The 19,082-nt window shown below is 38.7% G+C and carries 16 protein-coding genes, 3 tRNA genes, 1 rRNA gene and 1 pseudogene; 19 read left to right on the plus strand and 2 right to left on the minus strand.

Annotated elements, in window-relative coordinates; genetic code table 11:
• Nucleotides 1-120: 120 nt before the first annotated feature.
• Nucleotides 121-801: a 3-keto-L-gulonate-6-phosphate decarboxylase UlaD gene (locus BMX01_RS06920; RefSeq protein WP_064082399.1), complete on the plus strand. Its 681-nt coding sequence runs from the start codon at nt 121-123 to the stop codon at nt 799-801.
• Between the two features lie 210 nt (nt 802-1,011).
• Nucleotides 1,012-1,977 carry a hypothetical protein gene (locus BMX01_RS06925; protein ID WP_064083382.1) on the plus strand — a complete coding sequence of 322 codons (966 nt, stop codon included), beginning with the start codon at nt 1,012-1,014 and terminating at the stop codon, nt 1,975-1,977.
• Nucleotides 1,978-2,040: 63 nt separating this feature from the next.
• Here BMX01_RS06925 and menH read toward each other — a convergent pair whose 3' ends face one another.
• Together menH and menD are read right to left on the minus strand one after the other, a co-directional pair.
• Nucleotides 2,041-2,826, minus strand: coding sequence for a 2-succinyl-6-hydroxy-2,4-cyclohexadiene-1-carboxylate synthase (menH, locus tag BMX01_RS06930; RefSeq protein WP_074648000.1), 786 nt, complete (start codon nt 2,824-2,826; stop codon nt 2,041-2,043).
• Nucleotides 2,826-4,535 carry a 2-succinyl-5-enolpyruvyl-6-hydroxy-3-cyclohexene-1-carboxylic-acid synthase gene (gene menD / locus BMX01_RS06935; protein WP_064083383.1) on the minus strand — a complete coding sequence of 570 codons (1,710 nt, stop codon included), beginning with the start codon at nt 4,533-4,535 and terminating at the stop codon, nt 2,826-2,828. The genes menH and menD overlap by 1 nt, the downstream gene beginning before the upstream one ends.
• Nucleotides 4,536-4,868: 333 nt before the next feature.
• On the opposite strand from menD, the pseudogene BMX01_RS07870 reads away from it, so the two are divergent.
• The 17 genes and pseudogenes from BMX01_RS07870 to BMX01_RS07015 form a co-directional block, all read left to right on the plus strand.
• A pseudogene (locus BMX01_RS07870) lies at nt 4,869-5,357 on the plus strand (putative N-acetylmannosamine-6-phosphate 2-epimerase); the annotation flags it as partial.
• A gap of 9 nt (nt 5,358-5,366) precedes the next feature.
• Nucleotides 5,367-6,245 (plus strand): N-acetylneuraminate lyase, encoded by an 879-nt coding sequence (nanA, locus tag BMX01_RS07875; protein WP_064083027.1) that lies wholly within the window; start codon nt 5,367-5,369, stop codon nt 6,243-6,245.
• 92 nt (nt 6,246-6,337) lie between these two features.
• Nucleotides 6,338-7,141, plus strand: coding sequence for a glucosamine-6-phosphate deaminase (nagB, locus tag BMX01_RS06945; RefSeq protein WP_064082395.1), 804 nt, complete (start codon nt 6,338-6,340; stop codon nt 7,139-7,141).
• A 49-nt stretch (nt 7,142-7,190) separates the two neighbouring features.
• A complete protein-coding gene (gene nagA / locus BMX01_RS06950; RefSeq protein WP_064082394.1) occupies nt 7,191-8,336 on the plus strand; it encodes an N-acetylglucosamine-6-phosphate deacetylase in 1,146 nt (381 codons plus the stop codon).
• A gap of 193 nt (nt 8,337-8,529) precedes the next feature.
• A complete protein-coding gene (gene wecA, locus BMX01_RS06955) occupies nt 8,530-9,594 on the plus strand; it encodes a UDP-N-acetylglucosamine--undecaprenyl-phosphate N-acetylglucosaminephosphotransferase (protein ID WP_064082393.1) in 1,065 nt (354 codons plus the stop codon).
• A 26-nt stretch (nt 9,595-9,620) separates the two neighbouring features.
• Nucleotides 9,621-10,754 carry a non-hydrolyzing UDP-N-acetylglucosamine 2-epimerase gene (gene wecB / locus BMX01_RS06960; protein WP_078179331.1) on the plus strand — a complete coding sequence of 378 codons (1,134 nt, stop codon included), beginning with the start codon at nt 9,621-9,623 and terminating at the stop codon, nt 10,752-10,754.
• Nucleotides 10,755-10,816: 62 nt separating this feature from the next.
• Entirely contained in the window at nt 10,817-12,094 is a 1,278-nt protein-coding gene (gene wecC / locus BMX01_RS06965; protein WP_064082392.1) for a UDP-N-acetyl-D-mannosamine dehydrogenase, read from the plus strand.
• Between the two features lie 2 nt (nt 12,095-12,096).
• Nucleotides 12,097-12,771, plus strand: coding sequence for a dTDP-4-amino-4,6-dideoxy-D-galactose acyltransferase (gene rffC, locus BMX01_RS06970; protein WP_064082391.1), 675 nt, complete (start codon nt 12,097-12,099; stop codon nt 12,769-12,771).
• Nucleotides 12,758-13,888 carry a dTDP-4-amino-4,6-dideoxygalactose transaminase gene (rffA, locus tag BMX01_RS06975; RefSeq protein ID WP_064082390.1) on the plus strand — a complete coding sequence of 377 codons (1,131 nt, stop codon included), beginning with the start codon at nt 12,758-12,760 and terminating at the stop codon, nt 13,886-13,888. The genes rffC and rffA overlap by 14 nt, the downstream gene beginning before the upstream one ends.
• The gene (wzxE, locus tag BMX01_RS06980; protein WP_064082389.1) at nt 13,888-15,153 is read left to right on the plus strand and encodes a lipid III flippase WzxE; all 1,266 of its coding nucleotides are present in this window, start codon (nt 13,888-13,890) and stop codon (nt 15,151-15,153) included. Before rffA ends, wzxE begins: the two co-directional genes overlap by 1 nt.
• A gap of 31 nt (nt 15,154-15,184) precedes the next feature.
• Entirely contained in the window at nt 15,185-16,270 is a 1,086-nt protein-coding gene (locus BMX01_RS06985; RefSeq protein WP_064082388.1) for a TDP-N-acetylfucosamine:lipid II N-acetylfucosaminyltransferase, read from the plus strand.
• Nucleotides 16,267-17,571, plus strand: coding sequence for an ECA oligosaccharide polymerase (wzyE, locus tag BMX01_RS06990; protein WP_064083386.1), 1,305 nt, complete (start codon nt 16,267-16,269; stop codon nt 17,569-17,571). Before BMX01_RS06985 ends, wzyE begins: the two co-directional genes overlap by 4 nt.
• Nucleotide 17,572: 1 nt before the next feature.
• Nucleotides 17,573-18,295 (plus strand): lipopolysaccharide N-acetylmannosaminouronosyltransferase, encoded by a 723-nt coding sequence (gene wecG / locus BMX01_RS06995; RefSeq protein WP_064082386.1) that lies wholly within the window; start codon nt 17,573-17,575, stop codon nt 18,293-18,295.
• A 157-nt stretch (nt 18,296-18,452) separates the two neighbouring features.
• Nucleotides 18,453-18,529, plus strand: a tRNA-Arg gene (locus BMX01_RS07000).
• 27 nt (nt 18,530-18,556) lie between these two features.
• Nucleotides 18,557-18,632: transfer RNA gene (locus tag BMX01_RS07005), tRNA-His, on the plus strand.
• A 26-nt stretch (nt 18,633-18,658) separates the two neighbouring features.
• Nucleotides 18,659-18,735 (plus strand) — tRNA-Pro (locus BMX01_RS07010).
• A 207-nt stretch (nt 18,736-18,942) separates the two neighbouring features.
• A 16S ribosomal RNA gene (locus BMX01_RS07015) occupies nt 18,943-19,082 on the plus strand; the annotation flags it as partial.

Here is a 19,082-nt window from a genome sequence, read left to right on the forward strand (position 1 = left end):
CATCGGGTTATTCTATCGGTAAGCGGTCTTTTTAGTGATTATTTTGCTATTTTAGACAGCTTAACCGAAAGGTTATTTAGCCATTTTTTCGATTTTTCAACAATATAGAAGGAATAAGTTATGTCAAAACCATTACTGCAAATCGCACTTGATTCATTAAGTTTAGAAACAGCCGTGGCAGATGCTAAACAAGCAGAAAGTGTAGTAGATATTATTGAATGTGGCACTATTTTAGCTTGTGCAGAAGGCATGAAAGCGGTCAAAACATTACGTGCATTACACCCAAATCATATTATTGTGTGCGATTTAAAAACGACAGATGGTGGGGCGATTTTAGCCAAAATGGCATTTGAAGCCGGTGCAGATTGGTTGACGGTTTCTGCGGCGGCACACTCTGCCACTAAAGCGGCTTGTAAAAAAGTATCGGATGAATTTAATGCTGCGCATCCAGAATTAAAAGTCAAAAAAGAAATTCAGATTGAAATTTATGGCAATTGGACGGTTGAAAAAGACGTGCAAGAATGGCTAGATTTGGGCGTAACACAAGCGATTTATCACCGCTCACGTGATGCAGAATTAGCCGGTAAAGGTTGGACAGCAGAAGATATTGAATTAATGCAACAATTGTCTCAAAAAGGATTAGCGCTATCTATTACGGGCGGTATTGTGCCAGAAGACATTCATTTATTTAAAACTGTCAAAAATGCTAAAGCCTTTATTGCAGGTCGAGCATTAGTTGGCGAAAAAGGTAAGCAAACGGCTAAAGCGATTCGCGCCGAAATTGATAAATATTGGCAATAATTAAAACTGGTTGAATTATTAAATTAATGATTCGTTATAACACATCATTTAATAGTTTAATCTTTACTCAGTTGAATTAAGTGGTTAATTTGCATAATTATTGTGTAAATTAACCATTTTTAATTGTTTTTAATATTAAAGTTTATTTTGAAAGCACTTTCTTTTTGCTTTATTATGTTTATAACCTCTTCGTTATAGGCAGATTAATTCATGAAAAAGTTATCTATTATTACCGTAACGCTTGTTACTATCGCCTCATCAACTATTTGGGCGAAAGACGTTAATGAAAATAGTTCGGCAGATTATTATCACCAACATATAAAAAATAAATTAAATCGTTTGTCGAATGAAATTAATGGTTGGTTAGGTGAAACAGATCCTAATCAGCCTGCTTCAGCGATGTTACGGGTAATGTTATATACGGAGTGGAATAGATATGGTGGCGTAACATATAAACCACGTGTTCGCGGTAAAGTGCGGTTACCGGTTTTACAAAAACATTTGCGAATGATTTTTGGTGATGAAGAATTAGATTATAACAATCGAGATAAAAATCGACGTGGCAATAATTATGATCAAGCTTTAAAGAAGTATAAAAAATATGATCGTCACCAAGTACGCCGAGATAATAATGCACTTGGTTTGAATTGGAGTGATGGTATTGAGCGTTTAGGTATTGATACGGATTTTGATGTTGGGCTTCGTGCTGGGACGGATCTTTATGGCCGGTTACGATTAGTGAAAGAATGGGCGTGGCAGTCAATTCCACAATATAGTACGAAACTAGAACAAATTTACCGCTATGGTAGAAAAAGTAAGCATTATCTTCATACAAATTTAGAGAATAAGTGGCAAGAAAACGAGGAAACCTTTATTAATAACCACACTTTCTTAGAATATACTAAACAGGATACGGAATCACTCATTTGGGGTAATAGTTTACACCGTGAACATAACTGGGCAAATTATAAACGTTTAAGTTATGGTATTTATGCCGGCGGCAGTTTAAATAAACAGAATGCCAAATTGAATAGTTATGGGCCTTTTATTACCTATCGGCAGCCTATTTTAAGTAATTGGTTGTTTATTCAGCCGGAAGTGAGTTTTTATAATAATAAAGATCAGAAAAAATCTCACTTTATTAATGCGTTTGTCCGTTTAGAAGCGGTCTTTTGATTTCACTTTTTGCCGAAAAACCCAAGCCATTTGACTTTTATATGGTTAAGTGGCTTGGGTTTTTTATGTGATGCAAGTGATTTTTTGCAACAACGTTTCTACAAAATCGCTAGGATTCTCTTGGTGGCTATTATGGCCGGCATGGCGAATTAGTTGATAGTTAAGTTGTTGTTGTGTAGCAAGCTGGCGAAATTTATGATCACGCTCGCCGATCAAAAAAGTAAAGCGGTGTATTTGTGTTTTAACCGTTGAGAGATAATTAGGCTGTTTAGCTAAGCTGGTGGCCTCTAGCATTTGTGCAATAGCGTGGCCGTTATTATGTTGGCGTTTTCCCAATAAAAATGCCCGCTTTTCTGCACTTAAATCAGCAAAGACAGGTTGTTGATACCAAGCCTGTAATACTTGTTTGATCGGCTCATTTCGAAAACGGGTTGCCCACTGTTGATCAGTTTGCCAACGTGCTTGACGTTCATTCGCTAAATGTAAACCTAAATGAGTGCCTTCGAGAAAGGTATGTTGCAAGTCAGGGTTATTGCCATTCAGTGCATAATCTAATGCTATGCGACCGCCAAGAGAATAACCAACCAAATAAAATGGGCGGTGAGAAAGTTGTTGTTTAATCGTTTGATCAATTAATTGTCGTGCAGTAATAAAATCATCAGATATGATCTTATTACTGTTACCGTGTGCAGGTAAATCGATGGTAAGCGGTTGAATTTGAGGATTTTTTTGTAAAAGTGTAACCACTGCTTGCCAATCAGCTTGTGAACCTAATAAACCATGTAAAAAAATAATAGGTGTTGTAATTTGGTTATGTGTGTTCGTATTATGCGATTGACAAGCTAACATTAAGCAATTTCCGCTTGTGAAATTTGTTTAATTAACGATTTATATAAATTGCTACCATCTTGATCATTCACTTTGATTTCAACAATAGTGGCGCTTTTACGTCCATAGGCTAATTTTAATTTAGCTTTTAAATCAGCCCAAGTAAATGGTCGGATATACTCAATACCAAACATGGCCGCCACTTGTGAAAATTCATAGTTATGCGATAAACGGTAAAACTGTTCTTTAACACGTGCTTCAACAGGCAGCATATCAAAAATAGCACCACCACTATTGTTAATCACAAACAAGATAGACGGGGGGTTTATTTTGCTTAATAATGAAATTGAATTTAAATCGTGTAAAGCCGAAATATCACCTACTACACCAACGGTCGGTTGCCCACTGCCTTTGGCGATGCCTGCCATAGTGGCGATTAAGCCATCAATACCACTGGCACCACGGTTTGTGTAAACCGGGTAACCTTCAGGCAATTTACATAAGGCATCAACTAATCTTACAAATAAACTATTACCAATAAATAAATTGCCGTTAGTCGCTAAAACTTGTTCAATATGATGCGCTAATGAGGCTTCATTTAAGCTTCCGCCTACTTGTTGTTCAATAAAGCTAGCACAGAATTGTGACAAAGCAAGCGGTTCTAATAGCCACGGTTTTTGCCGTAATGGTGGATGAACACGTAAGAAATGGTGTGCCTTAGCCACAAAACGAGTTTGACGGTGCGCAAATGGATTAAGATAACGTTGATATTCATCTACTTGCCAAAATTCGCCTTTAAAATCCGCTAAATATTTGTTAATGCGTTTACTAATAATCTGCGAGCCAAATTGAATAACAATATCAGCGTTTAATAGGCGTTCATGTACGGTATTATTTGATAGCCAAATATCCGCATAAGGTAAACTAGCATCAACACAAGATTGTATATCCGTTAATAAACACCAACCTAATGTTTCTGCCCACGCTTTTATGCCAACGCCTTGTTCAACCGGCAATTTACCCACAATAATAACGCCTCGTTTAGTGCGCCAATAGTCCCAATTTTCGTGCATTGATACTTCGCTTTGAATGGATTGACTATTGAGCCATTTGGCTGTTGGCTTAATTAACCAACTTTGTAATGGTTTAAGCCATGGCGTATTGTTAATTTCGTTTTCATCTGTCTCGTATAAGGGCTCGGCAAAAGGGGCGTTGATATGAATTACTCCGCCTTGCTGTTGTTGATTAACACAAGCCTGTTCGATAGTGGCCGCTAACCAACTTGCATTATAGTCAGTTGATGCTTTGGGTAGATGAATATTCGCGATAGGATAATCGGCAAAAATACCCGGTTGTGTGATTGCTTGGTTAACGCCACAACCGATTAATTCAGGTGGACGATCAGCAGAAAGAACAATCAGTTTATGTTGTGTAAGGCTGGCCTCAATTAACGCAGGATAAAGATTAGCCACGGCAGTGCCTGAAGTCACAATAATCGCAACCGGATCGTTGGTTGCTTTTGCCATACCGAGTGCAAAAAACGCTAAGCCGCGTTCATCAAAATGACTATGGCATTCGGCTTGTTGAGTGTGTTGTAATTGAAGTGCTTCAAGCGTTAACGGTGTGGAACGTGAACCAGGCGCAATACAAAAATGTTTAACACCATAACGTAATAGGGCATTTAAAATAACTTTTGCCCAAGAACGATTGAAAGAACTGTTCGTACTCATAGCATTTGTGCTCTCTATAATCTGTTTATCTGCAATAAATATTTTGATTGTAGCAAATTTTCGGACGATATAGCGGATAAATTTCAGTAATTTAGTGAAAAATTAACCATTTATTGCACCGGCATCATTGTGGTTTATTTGAAAATAGGATCTTATTCACAATTTTGGTAAAAAAATATGGAGCAAATCAATCAAAGGTATATAATAAACATAAAATTCACTTCTTTAAATGGATTTATGTTAACGGATTATGATATTTACCAACGATATTAAGCTAAACGGGCGGAGGTCAGTTTATTAGGTAAATTTGTTTTTCTATTTATAGGAGTTTTTATGTCAAAATTATCGCATTCTGAAGTATTAATAATGATTCAGGGTGGCTTAGTGGTCTCTTGTCAACCTGTAGATGATGGCTCTATGGATCAGCCTGCAATTGTTGCGGCTATGGCGCAAGCCGCAATTGTGGGGGGCGCAGTAGGAGTAAGAATTGAAGGTGTGCAAAATTTAAAAGCAACGCGTCCAACGGTAATAGCTCCGATTATCGCCATTGTAAAACGGGATTTACCAGAGAGCGCTGTACGGATTACGCCATTTTTAGCGGATATTGATCAATTAGCGGCCGCTGGTGCTGATATTATCGCAGTAGATGGCACGGATAGAGAACGTCCGGTGGCTGTAGTTGCCGCGTTGGAACGCATTCATGCCCAAGGTTGTTTAGCTATGGCAGACTGTTCAACTTTAGCCGAAGGGCTATATTGTCAGCAATTAGGCTTCGATATTATTGGCAGTACGATGTCTGGTTATACGGGGGGCGAAGTGCCTGTGGATATAATGAAAAATTTAACCGGTATTTTCAGTGCGTTATTGGTTGCTTTTAATGAAGATGGTTCGATTAATGAACGCGGATTACGCCAAATCGTACGTTATAATATTGATAAAATGAAAGTATATGGTTTATATGTTGGCGGTTCAACGGGTGAAAATTTTATGCTTTCAACTTCGGAGAAAAAAGAAATTTTCCGTATTGTTAAAGATGAGGCTAAAGATCAAATTGCGTTAATTGCTCAAGTGGGAAGCGTGAATGTACAAGAAGCGGTTGAATTAGGTAAATATGCGACTGAATTGGGTTATGATTGCCTTTCTGCCGTCACACCGTTTTACTATAAATTTAGTTTCCCTGAGATTAAACATTACTATGATACCATTATTGCTGAAACCGGTAATAAAATGATTGTTTATTCCATTCCCTTTTTAACCGGAGTAAATATTGGGGTGGAGCAATTTGGTGAGCTTTATCAAAATCCTAATATTATCGGCGTCAAATTTACAGCCGGTGATTTTTATTTACTTGAGCGGATTAAAAAAGCTTATCCAAATCATTTAATTTGGGCAGGTTTTGATGAAATGATGGTGCCTGCGGTTGCTTTAGGGGTAGATGTTGCAATTGGTTCAACATTTAATGTGAATGGGCTTCGTGCGCGTCAGATCTTTGACGCCGTTAAATCAGGTAAATTAGCGCAGGCGCTACAAATTCAACACGTGACCAATGATTTAATTGAGGGTATTTTAGCAAATGGTTTATACCTCACTATTAAAGAATTACTCAAACTTGAGGGCGTTGAGGCGGGTTATTGCCGTGAACCAATGACGGCGAAAGCGACTGAACAGCAATTAGCAGTCGCAAAAGCATTGAAAGCAACATTTTTGTAAATGGCTAAAAAACCCGCTTGTCGATGGTTTTTGCAAGGCGGGTGTTTTCTCGCCTTTTTTGATCAATACATAAGATAACCAAAGGAAAAATTATGCGTCTTATTCCCTTAAAAAATGATCAGCAAGTTGCAAAGTGGGCAGCGCGTTATATTGCTCAACGAATTAATCAATTTAAGCCGAGTGCAGAGCGTCCTTTTGTATTAGGCTTACCAACGGGGGGAACACCCTTACAAACTTATCAAGAGTTGATTAAGCTATATCAAGCGGGTGAAGTAAGTTTTAAATATGTTGTGACCTTTAATATGGATGAATATGTTGGCTTAGCTCAAGATCATCCTGAAAGTTATCATTCATTTATGCACAATAATTTTTTCAAGCATATCGATATTCAAGCGCAGAATATTAATATTCTAGACGGCAATACGGATGATCATCAGCAAGAATGTCATCGTTATGAAGAAAAAATTAAATCTTACGGCAAAATTCATTTATTTATGGGCGGTGTTGGGATTGATGGGCATATTGCCTTTAATGAACCGGCTTCCTCATTGGGTTCTCGGACGCGGATTAAAACGTTGACAGAAGATACCTTAATTGCCAACTCTCGTTTCTTTAATAACGATATCAGCCAAGTGCCTAAATATGCGTTAACAATTGGGGTTGCAACGTTATTGGATGCAGAAGAAATAATGTTATTGATCACCGGTTATAACAAAGCGTTGGCATTACAGGCTGGCGTAGAAGGTTCCGTTAATCATTTATGGACAGTCAGTGCTTTACAATTACATGAACGCAGTATTATTGTTTGTGATGAACCCGCCACACAAGAATTAAAAGTAAAAACGGTGAAATATTTTACGCAGTTAGAAGCACAAGAAATTGCAAGTGTATGCTAGTGTCATCAATCAGTTAGCCAAAACGTCAATTAGATTGGGAGAGAGAAGAATGAAATATGCGTTAACGAATGGCGTTATTTATACGGCTAAAGACGTATTGTATGGTTATGCGGTCGTTGTTGAAAATGGCATCATTCAAGCGGTCGTGCGCCAAACTGAATTGGCGAGTGGGCTAGCCAAGATTGATTTACAAGGAAATAATTTGACCGCTGGTTTTATTGATCTGCAATTAAATGGTTGTGGTGGCGTTATGTTTAATGAAGAACCGACAGTTCGCACCTTAGAGATTATGCAACAAACCAATTTGCGTTCGGGTACAACGAGTTTTTTACCAACCTTTATTACAGCGCCAGATGAGGATATGAAACACGCGGTACAGACTATGCGCGCTTATTTAGCGACACACCAAAATCAGGCGTTAGGGTTGCATTTAGAAGGGCCATATCTCAGCCTAGAGAAAAAAGGCGTGCATCGTGCGGAATATGTACGAACACTTTCGCCAGCGATGAAACAATTCTTATTGGATAATGCCGATGTTATTAGCAAAATTACCTTAGCGGCTGAAAATCCTGCCGTTGAAGCAATTCCCGAGTTTGTCCAAAAAGGCATTGTTGTGTCAATAGGCCATTCAAATGCAACTTATCCGGTGGCGAAACAAGCTTTTGCAAAGGGCGCAAGTTTTGCTACGCATTTACATAATGCTATGTCGCCAATTAGCAGTGGCCGAGCGATGGGTGTCGTAGGTGCTGTGTTGGACAGTGATGATGTTTATGCGGGTATTATTGTGGATGGATTACACGTGGAGTTTGGCAATATCAAAATTGCTAAACGCGCCAAGGGTAATAAGTTATGTATTGTGACTGATTCAACCGCAGCGGCTGGGGCCCAGATTGAACAATTCACCTTTGTGGGTAAAACGGTCTATGTTCGTGATGGCAAATGTGTAGATGCGAATGGTACTTTGGGAGGGGCTTCAATTACGATGATTGAATCAATTAAGAATGCGGTAGAACAAGTGGGCATTTCATTAGCAGAGAGTTTGCGTATGTGTAATTATTATCCAGCACAAGCAATAGGTGTTGCGGATAAATTAGGTTCCATTGAGGTAGGTAAAATTGCTAATTTAACCGCTTTTAATCACCGTTTTGAAGTGGTGGCTAGTAGCGTAAATGGTGAATGGTATGCTTTTAATTAACCCGATATATTGTTTGATGCCCTAACATTCAGTTAGGGCTTTTTTATTGAAAATAGCCCGCGTGTTGTGTGAAAAAAAGTTAGCATAACTTGAGTGCTACATGAGGAGATTATTAAAAAAATTTGAGAGCCGTTACCTTTATGCTATTCTGCACATCTGTTATATCATCTTATCGTTTAGGAATAATTTCCTTATGTGGCTTACTTTTATCGCAGTTTTTATTGTTTCATTTGCTAGCTTAATTTTGATGCGCCCAGTGGCAGAGAAAATAGGCTTAATAGATAAATCAAACTATCGTAAACGTCATCAAGGTTTAATTCCTCTTATCGGTGGGATTGCGCTTTTTTTAGGTAATTTAACGTTCTATTTTATTGAATGGCAAGATATGCGTTTGCCTTGGTTATACCTAACAGCGGTTACGGTATTGTTAGTGATCGGCTTATTAGATGATCGCTTTGATGTCAGCCCATTTTTACGGATAGGCTTACAAGCAGGGCTAGCAGGATTAATGATTTACCACGGACTATCCTTAGAAAGTTTAGGGCAGGTGATTGCTCCATTTAGTATTAAATTAGGCATTTTAGGCACAGTATTTACGATTTTGATTACAATTGGCGTGATTAATGCATTTAATATGGTTGATGGTATTGATGGTTTATTAGCCGGATTATCTAGCGCTAGTTTTGCCGGTATTGGCGTGTTGATGTGGTTAGATGAGCAATATAGCTTAGCTTATTGGTGCTTCGCACTAATTGTCGTATTAATTCCTTATGCCATGTTTAATCTCAGTTTATTAGGTCCTAAATGGAAAGTGTTTATGGGTGATTCCGGCAGTACCTTAATTGGTTTTACGATTATTTGGATTTTATTGCTCAGTACACAAGGACAGGGTCATGCGATTAGCCCGATCACCGGTTTATGGCTAATAGCCGTGCCATTGATTGATATGGTAGCAGTGGTTCTTCGCCGTTTAAAAAAAGGCAAAAGTCCATTTAGACCAGACTGCTTGCATTTACATCATTTAATGATGCGGGCAGGGTTAACCTCACGACAAGCATTGGCAGTGATTACGTTAGGTGCGACCATTTGCTCAATGATTGGGGTTTTGGGTGAATATTATTATTGGAATCAATGGGCCATGACGGCGGGTTTTATCGCCTTATTTTTTATTTATGCTTATTCTATTACGCACGCGTGGCGTATGACGCGTTTTGTTCGTCGTATGAAACGTAGAGAAAAAAGAAAACAGCACGCTTAATCAAATCTATTAATCAGGCTCGTATAATGAACAACGTGAAGGTTCTTACTATTTTAGGTACACGCCCAGAAGCGATTAAAATGGCACCTTTAATAACCAAATTGGTTACAGAAGAGGCGTTTGAGGCTAAATTGTGTGTCACCGGTCAACATCGTGAAATGTTGGATCAGGTGTTAACCTTATTTGATTTAAAGCCTGATTTTGATTTGGCTATTATGCAGGCGGGGCAAGATTTAACGGATATTAGTGTGCGTATTTTGCAACAATTAAAAATACTCTTTGCAGAGTATCGGCCAGATATTGTTTTAGTACACGGCGATACGACTACTGCTTTAGCCAGTAGCTTAGCCTGTTATTATCATCAAATTCCATTGGCACATATTGAAGCAGGATTACGGACAGGCAACCGTTTTTCGCCTTTTCCTGAAGAAATAAATCGCCAGTTAATCAGCAGCTTAGCGGACTATCATTTTGCGCCGACTGAGACAGCCAAACAAAATTTATTACGTGAAAATAAACCCGCGCAGCAGATTTGGGTAACGGGTAACACTGTTATTGATGCACTGAGGTTAGCGTTGGCAAAAATTGAAGCGAATCAGCATTTACAGCATCAGTTAGCTGAGCAATATGCTTTTTTAGATCCCAATAAACCATTGATTTTAGTCACTTGTCATCGGCGAGAAAGCTTTGGAAAAGGGATTCAGAATATTTGTGTTGCATTACTTGAATTAGCGAATCGTTATCCAGATATTCAAATTGTTTACCCGCTTCACTTAAATCCCAATGTTCGCCAACCCGTGCAAGATTTGTTGGCAAATATTGATAATATTTTTTTAATTGAACCTCAAGATTATCTGCCATTTGTTTATTTAATGGATCGTTCTTATTTGATTTTGACAGACTCTGGTGGTATTCAAGAAGAGGCTCCTGCCTTAGCTAAGCCAGTGTTGGTAATGAGAGATATTTCAGAGCGTAACGAGGCGATTGCGGTAGGTGCCGTGCGGATAGTGGGAACCGATAGCGACAATATTGTGGCTGAGGTGCATCAGTTATTAACAGATAAGTTGGCTTATCAACAGATGGCTCAAGCCGGTAATCCTTATGGGCAGGGGGACGCTTGTCAGCAGATTATTGCGATCCTGAAACAACATTTAATCTAAAAGGCTTTACGCAACCAAGTAAAGCCTTTTCTCTACTCTAGTAGCAAACAGTGAGAACACGTATGAATAGTTTTCAAACCATTTCGGTGGTGGGGTTAGGGTATATCGGGTTACCTACAGCAGCGGTTTTTGCACAAGCGGGCAAACGAGTTTTAGGTGTGGATATTAATCCGCAAACAGTGGCAACGATTAATCAAGGTAATATTCATATTGTTGAGCCGGCATTAGCGGAAGTTGTGCAACAAGCGGTTGAAAAAGGGGGGTTGTCGGCGAGTACAGCAGTACAACCTGCTGATGTATTTATAATTGCAGTACCCACGCCGTTGGATCAGGATCATCAGCCAGATTTGAGCTACATTAAAGCCGCGGCGGAAATGATCGCACCTCACTTACAAGCGGGTAATTTAGTTGTATTAGAATCCACTTCGCCAGTTGGGACTACCGAACAATTAGCAGAATGGTTACAACAAGCGCGTCCCGATCTGCTTTTACCGACTTCAACAACAGCCAAGCCTAATATTCAATTGGCTTATTGTCCTGAACGGGTACTGCCCGGTAAAGTCATGACAGAATTATTGACTAATGATCGTGTGATTGGTGGAATAACCGCAGAAGCTACGCAACAAGCGGTAGATTTATACAAAATTTTTGTTAAAGGGCGCTGTATTCCAACTAATGCACGTACTGCAGAAATGTGTAAATTAACCGAAAATAGTTTTCGGGACGTGAATATTGCATTTGCCAATGAATTATCTATGGTTTGCGATCAGCTTAACATTAATGTTTGGCAATTAATTGCATTAGCCAACTGTCACCCACGCGTTAATATTTTACAACCCAGTGCGGGTGTCGGTGGCCATTGTATCGCAGTCGACCCTTGGTTTATTGTTGCTCAAGCTCCTCAGCAAGCACGTTTAATTCAGACCGCTCGGCAGGTTAATGATGCTAAACCGCATTGGGTAATTAAGCAGATTAAACAGATGTGGGCAGATTGTGTAATGGCTAATAATTGTCGCCCAAGTGATATCAAAATAGCTTGCTTAGGGCTAGCATTTAAGCCAGATATCGATGATTTACGTGCTAGTCCCGCCCTTGAAATTACGCAACACTTAACTGAATGGCAATTAGCTGAACTTATGGTGGTTGAGCCGAATATCACTGATTTACCGACATCGTTAGTAGGGAAAGCACAGCTAGTGAGCTTAGAATATGCAATGACACAAACGGATATTTTAGTCTTGTTAGTGGCACATACACCATTTAAAGCGGTTGCTTCACAGCTGTTGTCAGCTAAATGGCGGTTAGATATTTGCGGTTTGCAGGCAGTAACGAGAACATAAAAATGCTGAATTCAACATCATCAACCATTATTTCGCCAGATCAATGGCTATCAGATTTTTTTGGTCGTCCTATTGTGCAAGTAAAAGTGGCTACTACCGATCATCAACAAATACAAAAGCTAGCGCAACAAGGGTTGCAATTAGCCAGCAGTGAGATCGTTTTTGCATTGCCATTAGCAAATAACGTGTGCAAACCAACCACTTGTCAGCAAGCAACAACTTGCGATCTTAATGAATTAACATTGTTATTTGGTCAAGCATTTCCACATAGCCGTTTTGGTCCGCCTTGGTTTTCAGCCTCTGAAAATTGCCGCTTCTATCAAACGTGGATTCGGCGAGCGGTACAAGGTGAATTTGATGATCTTTGCTTAATTCAACGATCAGAAGATGGGCAGTTACAAGGCGGGATTAGCCTCAGAAGGCAACAACAAGAGGGACAACCGCCTTATGCCCAAGTAGGGTTATTGGCAGTTGATCCGCTTTTTCAACGCCAAGGGGTTGGGCGAACATTATTACAAGCGGCTATAAATTGGGCATTAACACAACAGCTTGAACATTTAGTGATTAGTACACAATTGAGCAATTTAAATGCAATAAATTGTTATTTAACTTTCAATGCTCGAGTCGTAAGCACTCATTATTGGTTTTACCCACGGTTACACAATGATTCCTTTTAATAAACCACCATTGGTGGGCAATGAATTAGCCTATATTCAACAGGCGTTACAGCAAGACAAATTATCAGGTGATGGTTATTATAACCAGCAAGCGGAACAATGGTTAGAAAAGCAATTTTCGACAGTAAAAGCGTTATTAACGCCATCTTGTACTGCCGCATTAGAAATGGCGGCGATTCTGTTAGATATCCAAGCTGGCGATGAAGTGATTATGCCTAGCTATACTTTTGTGTCGACTGCAAATGCATTTGTGTTGCGTGGCGCTAAAATTGTGTTTGTTGATATTCGTCCGGATACCATGAATATTGATGAACAGAAAATTGAAGCGACAATTACGGATAGAACTAAAGTGATTGTTCCAGTGCATTACGCGGGCGTAGCTTGTGAGATGGATACAATTATGGCATTAGCGGCTAAATATCAGCTATATGTGGTTGAAGATGCTGCACAGGCAATGATAGCAAGCTATAAAAATCGCCCATTAGGCACGATTGGACATTTGGGGTGTTATAGTTTTCACGAAACTAAAAATTATAGTTCGGCAGGTGAAGGTGGAGCGCTGTTAATTAATGATGCGACATTAGTCAGTCGCGCAGAAATTATTCGCGAGAAAGGCACTGATCGAAGTCAGTTTTTTCGAGGACAAGTTGATAAATATACGTGGCGAGATATTGGATCAAGTTATCTCATGTCGGAGTTACAAGCGGCTTATTTATATGCACAATTTACGGTGGCAGAACAGATTAATCAAACACGTTTAGCAATGTGGCAACGTTATTATCAAGCGTTATTGCCTTTTGCTAATAGCGGGCGGATAACATTAGCCAAATTACCGCCAGAATGCCAACATAATGCGCATTTATTTTATTTAAAATTAACAGATTTGGCCGATCGGAACGCGTTATTAACTTGGCTTAAACAACACGATATTTTAGCGGTGTTTCATTATATTCCATTGCATTCCAGTCCAGCGGGTAAACAATTTGGGCGCTTTGTCGGTGAGGATCAATTTACAACACAAGAAAGTGAGCGCTTGCTAAGGTTACCCTTGTTTTATAATTTGCATCTAACAGAGCAACAACGTGTGATTGAAGTTGTGGCGGATTATTTTCAGTAATGCAGTTGTTAAGTAAAATAGCGATTTGGACAACATTCGCGACCTTATTCAAATTAGTGGTTGGCTTGCTCGTGCTGAAACTTTTAGCTTGGCAGTTTGGTACAGTAGGCTTAGGACAAGCAGCCAATTTTATGACGTTGATCACAGTCTTGACGGTCTTTGCTGGTGGAGGTATCGCGAATGGTGTAACTAAATATGTAGCAGAGTTTGAACATCATTTACCAAAACAGCAGGCTTTGCTCGCAACGGTTAATTTGATTACGGTATTCTTTTCTTGCCTATTAGCGGTCTGTTTTATTAGTTTTTCTCACAAAATCAGTGAATGGTTGTTTTATACCTCGACATATAGTGGCGTCATCATTGCCACAGGCATAATGCAATTTGGTATTGCCTGTAGTCATTATGCGTTGGCGATTTTAAAAGGATATCGTGCGGTTAAAGCGGTAGCAATTAGCCTGATATTGGGAACCTTAATCGGCTTGGTGGTTTGCTTAATTGCATTCTATATCGCGGGCTATCAAGGCATCTTAATTGGGCTAGTTGCCATTCCGGCGTTTACTTTTTTACCGGCTAGCTATTTTCTGCATAAACAGTTGTCAATGATCAAGTTATGTTGTTTTGCCTTTGTGCCACAACAGGCTAGTAACTTATTCAAATTTAGTTTGATGGTATTGATCACGGCAGTAACTTTACCTGTAGCACATATTTTAATGCGACAGTTAATCGTTGAATCACACTCATTCACGGATGTCGGTTTATGGCAAGCCGTTAGCAAAATATCAGATGCTTATATACAATTAATCACGGTTGTTTTTTCGGTTTATTTATTACCTAGTTTGGCTAAATTACACTCTGCTGAAGCGATTAAAACAGAATTACAGCGCGTGATTAAATGGGTCGCAATGGTATTATCATTCATCGCCTTGTTGATATTTATTAGCCGTGAATGGTTAATTATGCTACTTTATTCGCCCGCTTTTTTATCAATGAAAGTGCTGTTTGGTTGGCAATTGTTGGGTGATATTTTTAAAGTGCTTGCCTATGTTTTTGGTTATTTGGTGATTGCGAAAGCGCGTTTAACATTATATTTATTGGCAGAGTTAATACAGCTTGGTTTATTAGTCGGCATTGGCTATTTACTGATCCCTCAATATGGCGCGGTTGGCGCAGTGCAAACATATTGTTTGACGTATTTATGCTATTTGATCGTCTGTATTGCAGTATTTATGCTCTACTTGAAACGATCTTCGCTTAAACAGCACTGAGATAATAACGCTTACATTTTTGAGATTGGCTATGAACCCCATTTATCATCTGCTTAGTTCAGATATCCCACAGCATAACCAGAGTGTATTGGATTTTTTTCAATCACAGTTATTACCAGTATTAGCGGACCAACAACATATTTTTTATGTAGTTAATCAAACCCGTTTGCAAGAACAATATCCCGCATTAAAACTCCATTGTTTTAATAGCAAAGGCGCGATTGCCAAAGCGGTGCTACAGGTTGCAAAAAAAGAGCCGAACGCACAATTTATCTTGCATGGTCAATATAACGTATGGCTATGGTGTGCAATTTTAGTTGGAAAATTACCCGCTTATCGTTGCTATTGGCATATTTGGGGCGCAGATTTATATCAAGTATCAACAGATTGGCGGTTTAAATTATTTTATCCTCTTCGCCGTTTAGCCCAACAAAAACTCACGCATATTTGGGCAACCCGTGGTGATTTAGCTTATGTAGCACAACACTTAGCTCGGCAAAAGAGAGATGATCGGCTGGTGTATTTTCCGACAAAAATGAGATCAGCTAGGTGGTTGGCTCATCCAAAAGAGCATAATTCTGAAACAAAGATCACGATCTTGTTAGGAAATTCAGGTGATCCTGCTAATCAACATCTGACAGCATTAACGCACATTAAACAGAGTTTAGCAGCACAATCAGTGAAGATTATCATTCCTATGGGCTATCCAGCACATAATCAACGTTATATTCAACAGGTAAAACAACAAGCTGAACGTTTATTCCCCGTAAATACAGTGCAAATTTTGATCGAAAAATTATCATTTATCGATTATTTAGCATTGTTGCAACAATGTGATCTCGGCTATTTTAACTTTACCCGTCAACAAGGGATCGGCACCCTTTGTTTACTAATACAATTGGGTATTCCTTGTGTGTTACACCGCCAAAATCCGTTCACCTTAGATATGGATTACGAACAGATTCCTTTTTTGTATCATGATCAATTAAATGTTACCGCTATTCGCCAAACGCAACGCCAACTTGCTAAGGTAGACAAACAGCAAATTGCCTTTTTTGCCCCCAATTATGCTAAACAGTGGATATCATTATTAACCGAGGTCAGTCAGAAACAATGATGTTAGTCGAATATCTCTTACTTAGTAGCTGTTATATATGCTCTGCTTGCTTGATGTTATCTTTCATTTATAAAGCCTATCAGCATCAACAATTTTCATTTCATTGGTTATTCAGTATTATTTATTTCAGTACCTTTTATCTAGGTTTCCCGTGCTCAATGTTATTGGCATTGCTGTTTGATGTAACGATACCTAACTATGAAATGTTATTACTCACCTTATTGACCGCGTTAGTGAGCTACTTACTGTATTACTTCGTTTATAAACGAGTAAATTTGATTCGACAAGCGGTACAGAAAAGACAAGATTTTGCCAAATCAGAAGCTATTTTGACCGCTTCACTATTGTGTATGATGGGACTATTTAGCTTAATCGCTTTTATCTCAATGAATGGCTTGTTAATTTTTAAATTAGAAAAATATAGCCAAATCTTTTCTAGTATCGTACAAGGTATCCCACTAAAACGCTTTTTTTATTTTTTCATTGCGGGCTTGTTAGTCTTATTCTTCCTATATGAAAATAAAAAAAACTGGTTAGCATTTTTATTGATTGGCGCATTTTTTGGAGGTTTTGCCTATCTTGCGGTGGGCGGAACACGGGCTAACCTTGGTTTAGCGATCGTATTATTCTTATTATTAGGCCTTTATAAAGGCTATTTATCATATAAATGGTTGCTCTTCATTGGCGCTAGTATGATTGGCTTAATGTTTCTGCTTGCATTAGCGCGCTATAATTTGAATGTCAGTGGGCGAGAAGCCTTTTTCACTTTCTTATATTTAACCAGAGATACCTTTTCCCCTTGGGAAAACGTAGCCTTATTATTCAGCCACCCGCTTGAATATCAAGGTTTAATGCCGATCGTACGTGATTTTTATGTCTATTTACCCAATTGGATCTGGGCAGACAAACCCGATCAAATTGTGAATACCGCTACTTATTTTACACACCAAGTATTAGGCAACGCTTCAGCATTAGTCATCTCACCAACCTTATTAGGTTCATTCTATATTATGGGTGGTTTTACAATGATAGCCATAGGTATGGCATTAAGCGGGCTAATTATCAAACTTTTTGATCAATTATTAGCTTATGCTAAACAGCACATTAAACACAGCAGTGCAGCCATCTTACAAGCCTATTGCTTTGCCAACCTATTTAACTTAATCGTATTAGTTCGTGATGGATTCGATGCCTTCTGTTCCCGCTTGGTTTTCTTTAGCCTTATTTTTGGTTGCTGTTGGTTAGTTGCGCATGCAATAAACCACATCATCATAAACAAACACGTGGTGAAGGAAAAATAAAATGGAAAAAGTAGCAATACGGGGCATAGATATTCTGCTAGCAGAAAATAAATACAGTTTAGCTAATTTTTTAATCAATCAACAAACCATTAGAACCGGTAGATTAATCGCAATTAATGCCGAGAAAGTGATTATTAGTGAACAACAACCAAATTTAACCGCACTCATCACACAAGCTGAATATAAATATGCAGATGGAATAAGTATTATCTATGCCATTAAACAGAAATATCCACAGTTAAAAACAATAGAACGCATTCCCGGTGTTGAATTATGGGAAATCCTAATGCAGACCGCCGGAGAATTAGGTATACCAGTTTTTTTAGTCGGAGGAACTGCAGACACATTAGCAAAAGTTAAACAAAAATTGACCGCTTATCATGTTAATATCGTTGGCTACCAAGACGGCTATTTTCAACATGAAGATGAACTACAAATTATTCAACGCATTCAACAAAGCGGAGCAAAGTTAATTAGTGTTGGAATGGGAACACCAAAGCAAGAATTATTTATATTCAAAGCTCATCAACACTATCCTAATGCACTGTATATGGGCGTTGGAGGTAGCTATGATGTTTTTATTGGCAAAGTAAAACGAGCACCTAAAATATGGCAAAAATTCGGCCTAGAATGGTTATATCGACTGATCAAACAACCAACACGTTGGCGTAGACAGCTCAACTTATTACGATTTACATATTACTATTATACAAAACAGCTATAAAAATCAACAAATTTGCCAATTATTATTCATTTTGCATAAATTAAAAGCAAGCGAATGAATTTTTCGATTTTTTTATAAAAATTGCTAGACAATAAAAAATGAAATCTATAATATATCCTTCTGTTGCGGCGCAATATGCTAAACAATGTAAGTCAAAGCGTTCGTAGCTCAGTTGGATAGAGCGTTGGCCTCCGGAGCCAAAGGTCGCAAGTTCGAATCTTGTCGAGCGCGCCAGATGGTCAAAGTTATATTCAAGCAATGGTGGCTATAGCTCAGTTGGTAGAGCCCCGGATTGTGATTCCGGTTGTCGTGAGTTCGAGTCTCATTAGTCACCCCATTTTACATTACTATGTAATGTTATATCGGCGAGTAGCGCAGCTTGGTAGCGCAACTGGTTTGGGACCAGTGGGTCGTAGGTTCAAATCCTATCTCGCCGACCATTTTTGCTCTTTAACAACGAATCAGACAATCTGTGTGGGCACTTGTTGATTGACTTAATTTTATATGTTTTATAAAAACTTGAAGTCTTAATAAGTGCTTAAACTAGAAATTCATATTAATTTAATTCCTTTTGTTTTACTTTCAAGTGAAATGAAAGAGAAGAGAAGTGAACTAAGCTAAGCAGTTATTGAGCGATTAAACTTTTTAAATTGAAGAGTTTGATCATGGCTCAGATTGAACGCTGGCGGCAGGCTTAACACATGCAAGTCGAACGGTAGCACGAAGGACTTGCTCCTTGGGTGACGAGTGGCGGACGGGTGAGTAATGCTTGGGAATCTGGCTTATG

The organism is [Haemophilus] ducreyi (assembly GCF_900109315.1).
Taxonomy (GTDB): Bacteria; Pseudomonadota; Gammaproteobacteria; order Enterobacterales; family Pasteurellaceae; genus Haemophilus_B; species Haemophilus_B ducreyi.